At 60.6% G+C, this 15046-nt stretch carries 14 protein-coding genes; 4 read left to right on the top strand and 10 right to left on the bottom strand.

Annotated elements, in window-relative coordinates; all coding sequences use genetic code 11:
- Nucleotides 1-520: 520 nt before the first annotated feature.
- The 4 genes from CHU71_RS02000 to CHU71_RS01985 all read right to left on the bottom strand — a co-directional run bounded on the left by CHU71_RS02000 (nt 521) and on the right by CHU71_RS01985 (nt 3800).
- Complete coding sequence (locus CHU71_RS02000; RefSeq protein ID WP_147760011.1) at nt 521-1498, bottom strand: ABC transporter substrate-binding protein; 978 nt, start codon at nt 1496-1498, stop codon at nt 521-523.
- A 168-nt stretch (nt 1499-1666) separates the two neighbouring features.
- On the bottom strand, nt 1667-2344 hold the full coding sequence (locus tag CHU71_RS01995; protein WP_110092316.1) for an ABC transporter permease: 678 nt from the start codon (nt 2342-2344) through the stop codon (nt 1667-1669).
- The gene (locus CHU71_RS01990; protein WP_147760010.1) at nt 2341-2985 is read right to left on the bottom strand and encodes an ABC transporter permease; all 645 of its coding nucleotides are present in this window, start codon (nt 2983-2985) and stop codon (nt 2341-2343) included. Before CHU71_RS01990 ends, CHU71_RS01995 begins: the two co-directional genes overlap by 4 nt.
- Nucleotides 2982-3800: an ATP-binding cassette domain-containing protein gene (locus CHU71_RS01985; protein WP_147760009.1), complete on the bottom strand. Its 819-nt coding sequence runs from the start codon at nt 3798-3800 to the stop codon at nt 2982-2984. Before CHU71_RS01985 ends, CHU71_RS01990 begins: the two co-directional genes overlap by 4 nt.
- Nucleotides 3801-4012: 212 nt before the next feature.
- Here CHU71_RS01985 and CHU71_RS01980 point away from each other — a divergent pair, with 212 nt between their 5' ends.
- Together CHU71_RS01980 and CHU71_RS01975 are read left to right on the top strand one after the other, a co-directional pair.
- A complete protein-coding gene (locus CHU71_RS01980) occupies nt 4013-5080 on the top strand; it encodes an LLM class flavin-dependent oxidoreductase (RefSeq protein ID WP_147760008.1) in 1068 nt (355 codons plus the stop codon).
- Between the two features lie 76 nt (nt 5081-5156).
- The gene (locus tag CHU71_RS01975; RefSeq protein ID WP_147760007.1) at nt 5157-6404 is read left to right on the top strand and encodes an FAD-binding oxidoreductase; all 1248 of its coding nucleotides are present in this window, start codon (nt 5157-5159) and stop codon (nt 6402-6404) included.
- A 15-nt stretch (nt 6405-6419) separates the two neighbouring features.
- On the opposite strand, the gene CHU71_RS01970 is transcribed toward CHU71_RS01975, so the two are convergent.
- Complete coding sequence (locus tag CHU71_RS01970; protein WP_147760006.1) at nt 6420-7229, bottom strand: carbon-nitrogen hydrolase family protein; 810 nt, start codon at nt 7227-7229, stop codon at nt 6420-6422.
- Nucleotides 7230-7332: 103 nt separating this feature from the next.
- Here CHU71_RS01970 and CHU71_RS01965 point away from each other — a divergent pair, with 103 nt between their 5' ends.
- Both CHU71_RS01965 and CHU71_RS01960 read left to right on the top strand, forming a co-directional pair.
- The gene (locus CHU71_RS01965; RefSeq protein WP_147760005.1) at nt 7333-7593 is read left to right on the top strand and encodes a hypothetical protein; all 261 of its coding nucleotides are present in this window, start codon (nt 7333-7335) and stop codon (nt 7591-7593) included.
- Nucleotides 7590-8750: an alpha/beta hydrolase gene (locus CHU71_RS01960; protein ID WP_147760004.1), complete on the top strand. Its 1161-nt coding sequence runs from the start codon at nt 7590-7592 to the stop codon at nt 8748-8750. Before CHU71_RS01965 ends, CHU71_RS01960 begins: the two co-directional genes overlap by 4 nt.
- Before the next feature lie 30 nt (nt 8751-8780).
- Here the strand turns inward: CHU71_RS01960 and CHU71_RS01955 are convergent, their stop codons facing one another.
- From CHU71_RS01955 to dnaK, 5 genes are all read right to left on the bottom strand, one after another.
- A complete protein-coding gene (locus CHU71_RS01955; protein WP_147760003.1) occupies nt 8781-10301 on the bottom strand; it encodes an aldehyde dehydrogenase family protein in 1521 nt (506 codons plus the stop codon).
- A 243-nt stretch (nt 10302-10544) separates the two neighbouring features.
- Entirely contained in the window at nt 10545-10970 is a 426-nt protein-coding gene (locus tag CHU71_RS01950) for a heat shock protein transcriptional repressor HspR (RefSeq protein ID WP_147760002.1), read from the bottom strand.
- Nucleotides 10971-10981: 11 nt separating this feature from the next.
- Nucleotides 10982-12211 carry a molecular chaperone DnaJ gene (dnaJ, locus tag CHU71_RS01945; protein ID WP_147760001.1) on the bottom strand — a complete coding sequence of 410 codons (1230 nt, stop codon included), beginning with the start codon at nt 12209-12211 and terminating at the stop codon, nt 10982-10984.
- A 197-nt stretch (nt 12212-12408) separates the two neighbouring features.
- Complete coding sequence (grpE, locus tag CHU71_RS01940; protein WP_147760000.1) at nt 12409-13167, bottom strand: nucleotide exchange factor GrpE; 759 nt, start codon at nt 13165-13167, stop codon at nt 12409-12411.
- Nucleotides 13167-15011 (bottom strand): molecular chaperone DnaK, encoded by a 1845-nt coding sequence (gene dnaK, locus CHU71_RS01935; RefSeq protein ID WP_049147158.1) that lies wholly within the window; start codon nt 15009-15011, stop codon nt 13167-13169. Before dnaK ends, grpE begins: the two co-directional genes overlap by 1 nt.
- Between the last annotated feature and the right edge of the window lie 35 nt (nt 15012-15046).

The following is a 15046-nucleotide window of genomic DNA, read 5'->3' as shown; positions in this document are numbered from 1 at the left end:
AAGTCGGAGTTTGTGAAGTTAGATTTGTTATGTTTCCACAGCTCGAAGGACTTTTCCTTCGCTGCTACTTATCTCAACGCACATAAAGTTGAGTTTGTTCCACTCAACTTCAAATTTTTCCATCTTTCCCGCCTGAGCGTAGCAGACTCAAGTTTTGAATGCCGGGCGCAGAGCCACCCTACACAACCACAATGCATAAGAAATGCGGCCTTCCCCGAAAATTAGGAGAAAACCGCAAAAGTAGAGCTAGGTCGCCGTACTACGAGCACGCTGCCCGCCCTTTCCCAGGTTAAACACAAACATCGGCAGAAGCACTGGGCGCGAAACAGCCATGTCGATACACGCCACAGGCATTGCCAATGTACGCGAGATTAGGGAAGCATCCTCAGGAAGCGAATCATAAATATGTTCAGCGCGCTCCCGGAGGTCAAGTCCGCGTAGGTATTCCAGTTTGCGCCGGTGCAGGTAATCAGGAAGTCAGGAAGGAATTGAAAAATCGGCTCCAAATAAGGGAGAATTTTTAAGACGCGTCAATAAAATCGCGGGCGATAGCAGCCGGCTCCGCCTTCTCATTACCGGAATTTCTTAAGTTCATCGCTACAAGGTCTTCAGTCTTTAAGTTTCCATCAAACATATCGAGTGCCTCCACCGCCTTTTGCGGAACATCCGCACTGCGGTAGACAGGTACAACGTTCTGCGGGGCCACCAGGTTCTGGGGATCTTCCAGGCGCACAAGTTTTACCTCTTTGCCATCACGATCCAGGATGGGCGAGGTGGTGTAAATATCTGCCACGTTGGCCTCACCCTCCAAAAGCGCCGCTATAGTCAGCGGGCCGCCACCATCGGAAATTGCGTGCATGGTGAACTTGTCCTCGTCCACGCCATAGGTTTGACTGAGCCCGCGTGGGCCATACGGACGCTCCGCAAGCTCCGGGTTTCCCGCCAGTTTAATCTCGTCCAAGTTCTTCAGGTCAGCGAGGGAAGCCAGCTTGTATTTCTTCGCTACCTCAGGCGTCACATGATAGGCGTCTTTCGATTCCGCGGGGGCGAATGCGCCAGCGGCAAGCGCTTCGGGCAGCACGCCTTCGAGCGCCTCATAAACCTTCTGTTCATCAGCCCCGCTAGGAAGTTTCGCCTTGTAGAACTGCGCCAAGTTGCCGGTGTATTCCGGCACAATGTCCACAGTTCCCTCTTCCAGGGCCTTCATATAAATCTCGCGGGAACCAATCCCGGACTTCACTTCGACATCGAAGCCTGCATCCTCCAAGGTCGCGGCCCACAGTTGGCCCAAGATCTCGGACTCTGGGAAGTTTGCGGTACCGATGACGATGGTCTTGCTATCGCCGGCGCTTTCCGACGCCCCCGGCTCCGCCGTAGGATCCGCGGAGCTGCACGACGCCAGAAGGGCCGCGCTGGTGACAGCTGCACAAACCGCGGCCACGCCGCGAGGCAAGGTACCGCGCTGCAGGCCAGAGTGAAGAAGTGAAAATGAGCGCATGAGACATACCTTCCGGGCTAGGGAGTAAGGAGCGTTGTATCTAGACGTAGTGACAAAACTGTTGAGGTTTTAACTGCACTAACTCCACGGTACCCAGATTCATTCCGTCATGACTGCTTTATATGCCTCCTCAGAGTCCAATTCTTGTAGCTACCTCCAGCCACAGACTTAGTTCCGCATGCCCGTATTCGGGCGTAGCAATCGCTGGCACAGCGCCAAGACACCGTCGACAGCAAATGCCAAAAGAGCCACCATGAGTGCGCCGACAAGCATCTGCGGGTAGTCACGCAGCGCCAAGCCATCAATGAGGTAGCGACCCAGCCCAGACAACCCGATATAAGCCACGATGGTCGTGGTGGCCAGCACCTGGACCGCCGCAGAGCGTATGCCGCCCACGATGGAAGGCGCGGCAAGCGGCAGCTCCACCTGCCGCACAATGTCAGATTCGCTAAATCCCGCAGCTCGGGCCGAGTCCACCACCCCGCGCGGAATGGCCGTCACGCCGGTAACCGTACCCGCCAGCATCGGCGGGATAGCCAAAATGACGAGCGTTACAATCGCCGGAATTACGGGCATGCGCACCCCGAAACTAAACTCCAGGGTCAGCCAGGTCAGCAGACCCAAAGAAGGCAACGCGCGCAATGCGCCCGACACAGCAACGACGCCGTTCACGCCGCGACGCATGTGCCCCATCAGGACACCCAAGGGCAAAGCGACGACGGCTGCGATTGTCACTGCCGCGAGGGTATAGCCCAAGTGTGCCAACAGGCGCTGCCCCAACCCGTTTGCACCGCTCCAATTCGCGCCATCAGCGATGAATGAAAAGGCCTCTAGAAGAAAGTTCATGACGCTTTCCTAGCCCAGGGCAGCAGCACACGCCCGATAAGGACAAGCAGCAGGTCAAAGAGCACAGCGAGCAACACGGTACCTACAAAACCCGCGATGATCTGCGTGGGAAAGTTGCGCTGGAACCCTTCGGTAAAAAGCGTGCCCAAAGAGTGCACGCCCACCAGTGCACCCACTGAGATGAGCGAAATCGTCGAGGCAGAGACCACGCGCAGGCCGGCGATAATGCCAGGTCCTACAAGGGGTAGCTCCACCTGGAACACTCGCTGCAGCGGCGAGTATCCCATCGCGGTCGCCGCAGAAGCCACCGCCGCTGGGACGGTGTCGAAGGAATCCGCCGTGGAGCGCACTTGCAAGGCCAGCCCGTACAGTGTCATCGCGATGATCACGTTGAGTGACGACAACACCGAAGTTCCAATAGCCAAAGGCAGCAAGATAAACAGCGCCAACGAAGGAATGATGTAGAGCGCGCTGCTCACGCCCACGACGATCTCGCGAATTCGCCGGTAGCGGTGCGCCACCCAGCCAATTGGCAGCGCCACCAACAAAGCAAGCAGGATAGGCGGCCACGCCAAGTTAGCGTGCGCGATGCCCAGCTCCACTAAGCGCGAAAAGTTGCTGCTTAACCAGTCCCACTTCATGCGGGACCATCCGCCAATATTCCGGCCACCGTTCCGTCTTCGCCCACCAACACCTTGCGCCCGTCGCAGGTCTCAACATGGAGGCGCTTGGCTTCCAACCCCACGAAGTGCTCAACCTCGGTGCTGGCGGGGCTCGTAATGAATTCCTCCGCTTTGCCGTGCTGACGAATGTGGGCGCGCTCTCCGAGGAGCACCACGTCGTCGCCAAGCAAAAATGCCTCATCAACGTCATGGGTGACCATGAGGATGGTCTTGCCTATGTCCTCCTGCAGCTGCAGGACCTCACGCTGCAACTCGCGGCGCACCACTGGATCAACAGCGCCAAAAGGCTCGTCCATGAGCACGATGTCGGGGTCGGCCACGAGGCCACGGGCCACGCCCACGCGTTGCGCCTGGCCACCGGAGAGCTCACCTGGGTAGCGGTCGAAGAATTCGGAGGCGACGTGGACTCGCTCCAGCCACTGGGCCGCCTGTTCCCGCGCTTGCTTTTTAGTGGCCCCATTCAGCCTGGCCACCGCGGCCACGTTGTCTAGCGCCGTAAAGTGCGGCAGAAGCCCGGAGTTCTGCATTACATAACCAATTGACCTGCGCAGATGCACAGCATCGCGTTCGGCCACAGGAATGCCATCGATAAGCACTCGACCTTGGGATGGCTCCACCATCCGGTTAACCAACCTTAAAAGGGTGGTCTTCCCACAGCCTGAAGGGCCTACCAGAATGGTGGTCTTGCGCGGCTGCAGGGCGTAGGAAAAGCTCTCCACCGCGGGGGTCGGGGTTCCCGGATACTGGACCGAGACGTTGTCGAATTCAATCATTGCCCAACAAGCTTACCCCTCCTAGGTATCACAGTGGCGAGAGTAAATTCGAACGCCGGTATCCCACAGCCCCACTTTCACCTCGCCGTCATCGGCGCCGGTCAGGCCGGGCTCCCGGCGCGGGCTGCCGTGTAAGCTCTCCACACACTCGACGCTTCAAGCTAAAAGTGTTAACCTTTTGTTGTTACGTCAATAAAATTAGGGAGTTAGATATGAAAGCATTCGGCTTTCTGAGCTTTGGCCATTACGCCTTCGGTGGACAGCGCGGCCCCTCAGCCGAGGACATGGCCAAGATCCACCTCGACCTTGCACAAGCCGCGGACGAAATCGGCGTCAACAACGCCTCCTTCCGCGTCCACCACTTCGTGCCGCAAGCCTCCGCGCCGATGCCGCTACTGGGCGCAGTGGCGGGTTCCACCAAGCACATCGAGGTGGGCACCGGCGTTATCGATATGCGCTACGAAAACCCGCTGTACCTGGCAGAGGAAGCAGCCTCCCTGAACCAAATCGCACGCGGCCGCGTGGCCTTGGGTGTCTCCCGCGGCGCCCCCGAGGTAGCCGACCGCGGCTGGAAATCCTTCGGCTACAATTCCGAGGCCCCCAACGGTGCGGACTTGGCCCGCGCCAACTTCGAAAAGTTCATGGCCGCCATCGACGGCTATGGCATGGCCACCGCCGCCCCGCTGGAGAACCAGTACCCCAACATGTATCAGCCGGGTTCCCAGCTGCCGGTCTTCCCGCACTCCCCTGAGCTGCGCAAGAACATCTTCTGGGGTTCTGGCACGCACCGCACCGCGGAGCAGGCCGCCAAGGATGGCGTAAACCTTATGTCCTCCACCCTCGTTTCGGAAACCTCCGCTGAGACCCTCGGCGAGATTCAGGTGGACCAGATCAACCGCTTCCGCGCCGCATGGAAGGAAGCTGGCCACGGCTGGACCCCGCGCGTTTCCGTCTCGCGTTCCATCTTCCCCATCGTCGATGGCGCAGATATGCAGCGCTTCGGTATGCAGGCCACCGGGCACGACCAGGTGGGCTTCCTGCCAGAAGTTGGCGCCTCCACCTTCGGCCGCACCTACGCCGCCGAGCCGGACAAGCTGATTGAACAGCTCAAGGCTGACCCGGCAATCATGGCCGCCGATACGCTCCTCATCACGGTGCCCACCACCATGGGCTTGGACGTAAACGTGCGCATCCTGGAAAACTTTGCCAAGCACGTAGCGCCGGAACTCGGTTGGATCCCGAACGACCAAGGCCCAGTCACTGGCTACGAGATTGCCTGAAGCGAGGCTCAACCGAGGGGGACTATCCACTTTCTTCGTCCTCTTTCTTCCAAGGTCCCAAGTAGGATTGACTGACATGAAGGAATTGGGCGAACACGTACGCAGACACGCCGACGATTACCGCGACGCGGTGCACGAGCACTTCTTCGCCACCGTGGCGGAGTCACGCCAGATTTTCGCCCTGTCCATGTGCGATACGCACCCTGCGCTCGGCCCGGCCGTGGCCTGGGTACTCGACGCCGCCGAAGACGACGGCACAGTGCCTGCGGAAACCCTCGAGCGCATCAAGCAACTCGGCCGCGAACACCGCCGCCACGGCTTCCCGCCGGAAATCTATCCCAAGTTCGAAGCTTCCCTCATTAAAGGCTTCGAAGCCCTAGCACTCACCAGCCACCAACAGCAGGTGGCCACTCGCGCCCTCCACATGGTGTGCCAAGCCATGGCGGAGGCAGCGCATGCTGACGACGTCGCCGGCATCGCCCCCGCATACAGCGCCCAGGTCGTGGCGGTCGAGCACCCCAACCGCAAGACCGCCATCATCCGGGTGGAATCCGGCGCTCCCATTGACTACCAAACCGGCCAGCACTTTCCCGTCACCTCGCAGCTGCTGCCCGGCACATGGCGCATGCTCACTCCAGCCCACCCCGCCGATGCGACCGGGCAGCTGACCTTCCACGTGGCGCTAGCTGGCGACGCCTCCTCCATGCTGGCCAAGGCCAAACCTGGGGACTGGTGGACTTTGGGCGCGCCTGCCGGCGAGCCGCTTGAGCTGCGTACCAAAGCTGCTTCGCAAGCAGGCCAAGCAGGTACCGCCTTGATTAGCTTCGGAACCGGCTGGGCGGCCGCACGCGCAGCGCTGCTGGATTGCTTGAACTCCAATGACCTTCCCGCAGGACTCAGCATCTACAGCGTGATGCCCTCCCCGGGCGAGCACTACGACACGCATTTCCAAGCCAACGTCCAAGCCCTTGCACCGCGACTTTCGCTGCACTGCATCGCGCGTAGCGCCCAAGACCCGTGGTTGCTGGGCGCGCAGCCGCAGGCGGAGGGCTTTAGCGTGGAGTCCACCGAAGACCCTATGGGGGCTGTCCTCCTGCACGAGGGCACGGCAGCTAAGCGCAAGCGCTTCATCCTGGTTGGCCCAGCCGACCGCGTGGAGGTTTCCCGCGAAGCGCTGCTCAACCACGGGGTCCCAGCTGAGCACATCGAAGAAACGTCCTGGCAGCGCGGACATGAGTGGGCAGCTTCCGCAGCCGATCTCGACGGCTGGGAGGACTGGGACGCATGGGCCGCATGGAAAAAGTCCGAGTGGACAAAGCAATAGCGTGGTGGGCGAGCCTTAAGACTCGAGCACAGGGATTGCCTTGCGCGTCTTCTCCACGAGCTCGGCATCAATTTCGGCATAGATGATCTCCGGTTCGTAGCCGGCTTCAACTACGCGGGTGCCGTCAGGCGCCACGACAACGGAGTGACCAATGCCGGTGGGGCCAGAATCCACACCGGCCTTTTCCTTGCCACCCGGGCGGGCTTGACCCGCCGCGACGATGTACGAGGTGGAATCCAACGCGCGCGCCGCACTGAGCAGGCGCCACTGGTCGAGCTTGCCCGGGCCATCAGCCCAGCTCGTAGGCACCACGATGACCTGGGCGCCTTGGCGAGCCAGCTCTTTGAACTGCTCTGGGAAGCGGATGTCGTAGCAGATTGCCACGCCCACGGTGATGCCGGCGACGTCGAAAGCCACAAGCGCCTCACCCGGGCGCACCGTGTCGGATTCCTTGTAATTGAAGGCGTCGTAGGTGTGAATCTTCTCGTAACCGCCCAAGATATCGGGGCCAGCGATCAAGGCCGTGTTGGTGACGCGGTTGATGGTCTTGCCGTCGCGTTCCACGGTGTCCGCTGGGGTGAACATGCCCAGCACCACGGTGACACCGAGCTGCTGCGCCACCGCACGAATGGTGGTCACGAAGTTGCCGTCGAGTCCCTGTGCCTGCTTGTCGAGGCGACCCGCTCCGAAAGCTTGGGAGGTAGCCTCCGGCAGCACGATGAGCTGCGCACCGCCTTCCGCGGCCTCACGGATTTTCTCCACGGCCAACTCGAGGTTCTCCTCGATGTCTCCGCCGGTCTGAATTTGCACTGCAGCTACCAACATGACTACCCAAAATAGCGCAAGTCGCGATGAGTTATCCACAGATCTGCCCTCGCAGAGAATTTGGGTATGGAAAACCCTTGACATCTTCCGCAAGGCTGAGTTTATGAAATTCTTTATCGCAGATTCCGCCCGTTCCACCGTCAGTTCCCTTCTTGCCCGCCGGCACGTCGCAACGGCTCCCCCACCGCCTGAGTACCCGCGCACCGCAACGGCGCTGGCCCGCATTCAGGCTAAGTGGGATTCAACGCTGAGCAAGAACGCCGCGCTTCACGACGCCGCCCTTAACAACCTCGATCAATTCCTGGGCCATGCCCAGCATTTAGACATAGACCTGGCGCAGACACTGGACGGGGGCCTGCAATGAATCGTGCAGCAAGCCTCACACTGAGCGCACGACACCTCCACAACTCAGGCGCTGAGCTCGACTTATTTATTAAGGGTTCGCTAGATCATTGGGTACGCCTGCCAATTTTCGGCGACTTTGCGGAGGCCGCCCGGAGCCAGCTTTCGGCCACCACCGGCCAGCTCATGATTCCCGCCGAGGCCATGCGCGCCGCGGCACTGGTGTTGGAGAGCTACCAACCCTTACTTACTCGCGTCGAAGAACTCCGCGCCCAGGCAATCGGCATGCTTACCCGAATGGATGAGGTCCAGCCGTGGTCCAATCAGCTGGGCACAATGTTGAATGCACTTGACGCTCTTGCTGACGCCCTCGACTGGGCCTGCGCCGCCCAAATCGATGCACTATGCACCCCGGAGCTCGCCCCGGGCGGCAACTACTTCGAAGACTTCTCCGAGATGCCTTTAGACAGCCTGCACCAAATGCAACTGAGCACCGCCCCACCGGAGGCAGCCGACCTTGCCGCCAACAATCCCGACGTAAAGATTCTCGAAGCAGGTCCCGGCCGAGTCGCGGTGCTTGTCGATCCGACAAAGGTGGGAACCGCGGCCGCTAGCGTCACCACGTTTATCGGCGGCGTTGGTTCCTCGGACCCCGGCGGCTGGCAGCGGGGCATCGAACGCGCGCGGGTAATCGCCCACGCGACCGGCGGTCCAGCCGTGGCGTGGATGGGATACTCCGCGCCACGCAACCTAAGCGGGGCACTGCACGAGGCACCAGCTACACGCGGCGCGCAGGATTTACAGCGCTTCCAGCGCGCCGTGGGCCAGCGCTTTCCTAGCGCGCAGCGAATAATCGTGGGCTATTCCTACGGTTCTGTGGTGGCGGGAAAGGCAGTGCGCGCCGACAACGTTGCGGATGACGTGGTCTTCGTCGGCAGCCCCGGCACCGATGCCGCAACAGCTAGCGAGCTAAGAGCGCGCACATGGGCGTCGACAAACGCGCACGATCCCATCGGCACCACCACAGGCCCAGGCGGTGGAATCCACGGCCCGGACCCGAGCTCCGCGGCCTTCGGGGCCACACCCCTGCCAGGGGCTAACCGTCTGCCCGGTGACCACAGCTCATACTTCGAAGACCCCGCATTCCTGCGGGGCCTAGGAAGGATTGCTCGGCGCTAACCCAAGCAGCAACTGCTCGAAACGAGAGACTTAGAAGAGACCAGCGTGCTCCTCGGAGTAGGACACCAGCATGTTCTTGGTCTCCTGGTAGTGGGCCAGCATCATGAGGTGGTTCTCACGGCCGATGCCGGACTCCTTGTAGCCGCCAAACGCGCTGTGCGCTGGGTAGACGTGGTAGTGGTTGACCCACACGCGGCCCGCCTGAATCTCGCGGCCCGCGCGGTAGCAGGTGTTCTGGTGGCGCGACCAGACACCGGCGCCGAGGCCGAAGTTTGTGTCATTTGCAATCTGGATGGCTTCCTCGAAGGTCTTGAACGTAGCCACAGAGAGCACCGGGCCGAAGATTTCTTCACGGAAGATGCGCATGTCGTTGGTGCCCTTGAACACGGTTGGCTCGATGTAGTAGCCGTTCTCGAGGCCTTCGACCTTGTTCACGTTGCCGCCGACGAGGGTCTCCGCGCCCTCCTTCGGGCCGATTTCCAGGTACTCGGAAATCTTTTCCATCTGTTCCTGGGAGGCCTGCGCGCCCATCATGGTCTCGGTGTCGAGCGGGTGGCCGATCTTGATCTTCTTGACGCGCTCGACAGCCAGCTCGAGGAACTTGTCCGCGATGTCTTCGTGGATGAGCGCACGCGATGGGCAGGTACACACCTCGCCCTGGTTGAGCGCAAACATAACGAAGCCTTCGACACACTTCTCGAGGTAGGCGTCATCCTCGTCCATGATGTCCGCGAAGAAGATGGACGGGGACTTGCCGCCCAGCTCGAGGGTGACGGGGATGACCTTGTCAGCTGCGGCCTTGTTGATGATCTTGCCCACTGGGGTGGAGCCGGTGAACGCAATCTTGGCAATGCGATCGGAGCCGGACAGGGCCGTTCCGGCCTCCTCACCAATGCCGTTGACAATGTTGAGCACGCCCTTGGGGAGAAGGTCACCGATGATATCGATGAGCAGAAGAATGGACGCCGGGGTCTGCTCGGCTGGCTTCATGACGATGGTATTGCCGGCGGCCAGGGCAGGCGCGATCTTCCAAGCGGCCATGAGCAGCGGGAAGTTCCACGGAATGATCTGCCCCACGACGCCAAGCGGCTCGTGGAAGTGATAAGCCACGGTGTCTTGGTCGATCTGCGAAAGGCGGCCTTCCTGCGCACGAATGGCACCAGCGAAGTAGCGGAAGTGATCGACGGCGAGTGGGATGTCCGCCGCGAGGGTCTCGCGCACCGCCTTGCCGTTCTCCCAGGTCTCGGCCACGGCGATCTTCTCGAGGTTTTCCTCGATGCGATCCGCAATACGGTGCAGGAGCAGCGCGCGCTCAGCCGGAGTGGTCTTGCCGAAGGTTTCGAAGGCCTTCTCCGCAGCGTCGATAGCCAGGTTGATGTCAGCTTCCTTACCACGGGCTACCTGACAAAAGACCTCACCAGTGACCGGCGTGATGTTGTCCATGTACTCGCCGTCGACCGGAGGTACCCATTCGCCGCCAATGTAGTTGTCATAACGCTCGCGGAAGTTGACGATAGCGCCTTCGGTACCGGGATTTGCGTAGTGGGTCATGATGAAGCCTTTCTTTTCAACAAGTTGGGTTGCTGTATACAACTGCGTGACGTCACTCTTGTTGGAGAATGTGTGACATCCCACAATTTCTGGCTGCCATCATAACAAGCTTTGCAAAATGTTGTTGTTTCCTTGCCTCAAACCTTCACAACGGGGTTAATGAGCCGCCATCCTGGTTCTCCTGAAGATAGAAAAATCCCCCGGTACCCGGATTTATATCCAATCCAGATAGCGGGGGTAGTTCTAACCGTTTCCTGCTTCGCTTCGGCGACGGTTTCGCCGCGGCGTCCACATCACAACTGAGGTGGACCGCGGAACGTGCACAAGTTCGCCGCGCGGTTGGCGCATGCCTGCCTGCTCGCGCAGTTGCTGCACCTCGGCGAGCAAAGCATCGCGCTCGGCCTCCAGCTGGTCGCGCTCCTCGGTGAGCTCGATAATCGACTTGATACCTGCCAAGTTCACGCCTTCGTCATGCGAGAGGACCTGAATCTTGCGCAGCAACTCGATGTCCCGGTCCGAGTAACGGCGTCCACCGCCCTGGGTACGAGCGGGCGAAACGAGCCCGATGCGGTCATAGGTGCGCAGGGTTTGCGCATGCATGCCGGAGAGCTCGGCAGCAACGGAAATCACGTAGACCGCCTTGGTGCCTGCCTGGTTTTCCTTGCTCATCGTTGCCTCCTTTAAGCGCTGCCCGCGGCACTACCGTGGGAGACGTTGCCCTCCCAGCCAGCGCGCGGATCGAAGCCCGAGTCCCGTTCAGCCTGCGCGTAAGTGCGCAAAGCGCTGGTTGCTGCGCCGTCGAGATTCGTTGGCACGGTCACCTGGACCGTAACTAGAAGGTCACCGGACTTGCCGCCACGCTTGGCGACGCCGCGGTTGCGCACGCGCAACGTACGTCTGTCTGAGGTGCCCGCGGGAACCTTGACACGGACCGGGGAATCGAGGGTCGGCACGGTAATGGTGTCGCCCAACGCCAGTTCGGCGAAGGATACCGGCACGGTGACGTGCAGGTCGTCGCCCTCCCGCGTGAAGACCTTGTCCGGCTTTACTTTGACGGCGACGAAGAGGTCGCCGGCCGGTGTGCCGTTGGGGCCAGCCTCACCCTGCCCCGCCAACCGGACCTTCTGGCCATCAATGACGCCAGCAGGGATGCGGACGGTAATCGAACGGGTTCGATGGACCGTACCAGAGCCGTTGCAGTCAGTGCAGGGGTCCTCGATCTTCTGGCCCGTACCACCACACTCCGTGCATGGCGCGGAGAAGGCGAAGGCCCCGCGGTTTTCAGAGGAAAATCCGGTGCCCTTGCAGTTCTTGCACTGCGAGGTCTTACCGGACTTAGAACCGGAACCGTGACAGGTGGTGCACGGAGCCTCACCCGTGAGTTGCAGAGGAATCGTGGTGCCCTTTGCGGCCTCGCGGAACTCGAGGGTTATTTCCGTTTCGACGTCGGCCCCCCGCGACGGCCGAGCTGTGTGGCCAGCACTACCGCCGCGGTTGAAAACGCCACCGAAGATATCCCCAAAACCGCCGCCTTGAGACGCTCCTCCAGACGATCGTCCTCCGAAGATGTCGGAGAGGTCGAATTCTTCCGCCGCTCCTTGGCCCATGTGCGAAGATCGAAACCCGCCGGGAAAGCCGGCGCCTCCCATCCGTCCAAACCCACCGCCGCTGCGGACCATGGCCTTAAACTGGTCGTATTCCTTACGCGTCGTGACGTCGGAAAGCACGTCATAGGCTTCGGCAACACGCTTAAATTTCTCTGCTGCCGCCGGGTTATCGGGGTTAGTGTCCGGGTGATTCTCACGCGCTAGCTTGCGGTAGCTGCGCTTGATCTCTTCTGCTGACGCGGAAGAGGAGACCCCCAGATCCGCATAATAATCTTTGTCTGCCCATTCGGGTTTAGCGCTCACTGGGCATCCCCTCCTTTCTTGAAACCACCACTGCGGTGGATTTTAGGGGGCTAGAGCTTCTAAAAAAGTTGTTCTAATTCTATTTAAGTGTTCTAAAAGCGGCCAAGAGTCAGTGCGGCCCCGCGCTCCGGGGCTGCCAGCTTCTGGGCTACTGACTGAAATGGCGCCAAGGTATAAGACCCTGACGCCACCTCACCCTATTCGGAATCAGATTCCGAGTTCGCGGTATCGCTACCGCCCGTACCGTCCGCGGAAGCGTCGGTCGCGCTAGGTGCATCTGCGATGATCACCATCGCGGTGCGCACCAGCTTCTCGCCGACCTTGTAGCCGCGACGAAGGACAGTTCCCACTGCCTGCTCGCCACCGTTAGACAGATCCTGAACGGCTTCGTGGATCTCTGGGTCAAAGGCATCGCCCTCTGCGCCGAAGGCCACGAGGTTGTTCTTATCCAGCACGCCGACCAGCTTGTCCGCGATTGCCTTCAAAGGACCTGCTTCGAGGTCACCGTGCTGACGTGCGAGTTCTAGGTCATCAAGGATAGGCAGGAATTCTGCCAGGACCTTGGCCTTGGAAGTCTCGATGACAGCTTGGCGTTCGCGCTCGGTGCGGCGACGGTAGTTGGTGTACTCCGCGTTCAGACGCTGCAAATCTTCAGTTCGCTCGGCGAGCTGCGCCTCGAGGCCGTTGCCGGATTCCTCCGCAGCATCGGCGGTGGCATCAGCCTCAGCCTCTGCGGCGGCGTCGTCTTCAGTGACGTCGGCAAGCGCTGCCTCAAGGTCAGCGTCCAAGGTGGGATCGAGTACTGCCTCTTCGGCGGAGTCAGCCTGCGCATCTTGCGCAGCCTGGGCCTCCTGAGCCTCTGCGGCAGCTGCCTCAGCGCGGTCCGCCGAGGTTGCTTCCGGATCGGTGTTGTCCGGGTCGCCTGGGTTTTGCGGCATTCCGCTGTCCTGAGTCATTACTTGTCGCCATCCTTGGTCTCGTCTTCGTCGACTACCTCTGCGTCAACAACGTTTGGGTCGGACTCGGCGCCAGCTGCGGCGCCCTCAGCACCGGCCTCAGCAGCCTGTGCCTCGTAGATCTGCTTGCCCATCTCCTGGGAGACGGTGCCCAGCTTCTCCACTGCGGACTTGATTGCCTCGATGTCGTCGCCCTTCAGCGCCTCATCGACGGCGTCGGCGGCCTCGGTGACCTGGGTCTTAACGTCCTCGGAAACCTTGTCGGAATTCTCATCCAGGAACTTGCGAGTCTGGTAGGAGGTGGACTCTGCCTGGTTGCGCAGCTCCTGCTCCTCGCGGCGCTTCTTATCCTCTTCGGCGTGTGCCTCAGCGTCCTTGACCATGCGGTCGATCTCCTCCTGGGACAGGCCGGAACCATCCTGAATCTTGATGGTGTTTTCCTTGCCGGTGCCCTTGTCCTTAGCGGAAACGGAGACGATGCCGTTGGCGTCGATGTCGAAGGTGACCTCGATCTGTGGGACGCCGCGCGGTGCCGGAGCGATGCCGCCGAGTTCGAAGGAGCCGAGCAGCTTGTTAGCGGAAGCCATCTCGCGCTCGCCCTGGAAGACCTGGATCTGAACGGAAGGCTGGTTATCTTCCGCGGTGGTGAAGGTCTCGGACTTCTTGGTCGGAATGGTGGTGTTGCGCTCGATGAGCTTGGTCATCACGCCGCCCTTGGTCTCGATGCCGAGGGACAGCGGGGTGACGTCGAGAAGCAGCACGTCCTTGACCTCGCCGCGCAGAACGCCAGCCTGGAGAGCAGCGCCGACTGCAACGACCTCGTCCGGGTTAACACCCTTGTTCGGCTCGCGGCCGGTCATTTCCTTGACCAGCTCGGAAACAGCCGGCATACGGGTGGAACCACCAACGAGAACGACGTGGTCAACCTCGGATAGGGACAGGCCTGCGTCCTTGATGACCTGGTTGAACGGAGCCTTGGTGCGGTCCAGCAGATCCTGGGTGATCTTCTGGAACTCGGTGCGGGACAGGGTCTCATCCAGGAAGAGCGGATTCTTCTCGGAGTCAACGGTGATGTACGGCAGGTTGATGTTTGCGGACTGGGAGGAAGACAGCTCAATCTTTGCCTTCTCAGCAGCCTCGCGCAGACGCTGCAGGGCCATCTTGTCCTTGGTCAAGTCGATGCCATTAGCGGACTTGAACTTCTCAACAAGCCAGTCAACGATGCGCTGATCCCAGTCATCGCCGCCGAGCTGGTTGTCACCAGCGGTTGCCATAACCTCGACCACGCCGTCACCGATCTCCAGCAGGGAGACGTCGAAGGTACCGCCACCCAGGTCGAAGACCAGGATGGTCTGCTCCTGCTCGCCCTTCTCTAGGCCGTAGGCCAGCGCAGCGGCAGTCGGCTCGTTCACGATACGCAGGACGTTGAGGCCTGCAATCTGGCCAGCCTCCTTGGTGGCCTGACGCTGGGAGTCCTCGAAGTAAGCCGGGACGGTAATAACGGCGTCGGTAACATCCTCACCTAGGTAAGCCTCGGCGTCGCGCTTCAGCTTCATGAGCGTGCGGGCCGAAATCTCCTGCGGGGTGTACTTCTTGTCATCGATATCGATGGTCCAGTCAGTGCCGATGTGGCGCTTGACGGAGCGGATGGTGCGGTCAACGTTGGTGACCGCCTGGTTCTTGGCGGACTGACCGACGAGGATTTCGCCGTTTTTGGCAAAAGCCACGACGGACGGGGTGGTGCGAGAACCCTCAGAGTTAGCGATAACGGTGGCCTCGCCACCCTCCAGCACGGATACGACCGAGTTGGTGGTACCAAGGTCAATTCCTACTGCGCGTCCCATAATCATTTCTCCTTGCGTGTTGGGGTTTGTTTTAA

The organism is Corynebacterium sp. LK14, assembly GCF_008042215.1.
GTDB lineage: Bacteria > Actinomycetota > Actinomycetes > Mycobacteriales > Mycobacteriaceae > Corynebacterium > Corynebacterium striatum.
The sequence above is the reverse complement of the archived record's forward strand: the minus strand, read 5'-3'. Positions and strand labels throughout refer to the sequence as shown.

Coding starts and splice junctions, on each gene's coding strand:
- CHU71_RS02000 (WP_147760011.1), bottom strand. CDS start 1,498: ATGCGCTCATTTTCACTTCTTCACTCTGGCCTGCAGCGCGGTACCTTG.
- CHU71_RS01995 (WP_110092316.1), bottom strand. CDS start 2,344: ATGAACTTTCTTCTAGAGGCCTTTTCATTCATCGCTGATGGCGCGAAT.
- CHU71_RS01990 (WP_147760010.1), bottom strand. CDS start 2,985: ATGAAGTGGGACTGGTTAAGCAGCAACTTTTCGCGCTTAGTGGAGCTG.
- CHU71_RS01985 (WP_147760009.1), bottom strand. CDS start 3,800: ATGATTGAATTCGACAACGTCTCGGTCCAGTATCCGGGAACCCCGACC.
- CHU71_RS01980 (WP_147760008.1), top strand. CDS start 4,013: ATGAAAGCATTCGGCTTTCTGAGCTTTGGCCATTACGCCTTCGGTGGA.
- CHU71_RS01975 (WP_147760007.1), top strand. CDS start 5,157: ATGAAGGAATTGGGCGAACACGTACGCAGACACGCCGACGATTACCGC.
- CHU71_RS01970 (WP_147760006.1), bottom strand. CDS start 7,229: ATGTTGGTAGCTGCAGTGCAAATTCAGACCGGCGGAGACATCGAGGAG.
- CHU71_RS01965 (WP_147760005.1), top strand. CDS start 7,333: ATGAAATTCTTTATCGCAGATTCCGCCCGTTCCACCGTCAGTTCCCTT.
- CHU71_RS01960 (WP_147760004.1), top strand. CDS start 7,590: ATGAATCGTGCAGCAAGCCTCACACTGAGCGCACGACACCTCCACAAC.
- CHU71_RS01955 (WP_147760003.1), bottom strand. CDS start 10,301: ATGACCCACTACGCAAATCCCGGTACCGAAGGCGCTATCGTCAACTTC.
- CHU71_RS01950 (WP_147760002.1), bottom strand. CDS start 10,970: ATGAGCAAGGAAAACCAGGCAGGCACCAAGGCGGTCTACGTGATTTCC.
- grpE (WP_147760000.1), bottom strand. CDS start 13,167: ATGACTCAGGACAGCGGAATGCCGCAAAACCCAGGCGACCCGGACAAC.
- dnaK (WP_049147158.1), bottom strand. CDS start 15,011: ATGGGACGCGCAGTAGGAATTGACCTTGGTACCACCAACTCGGTCGTA.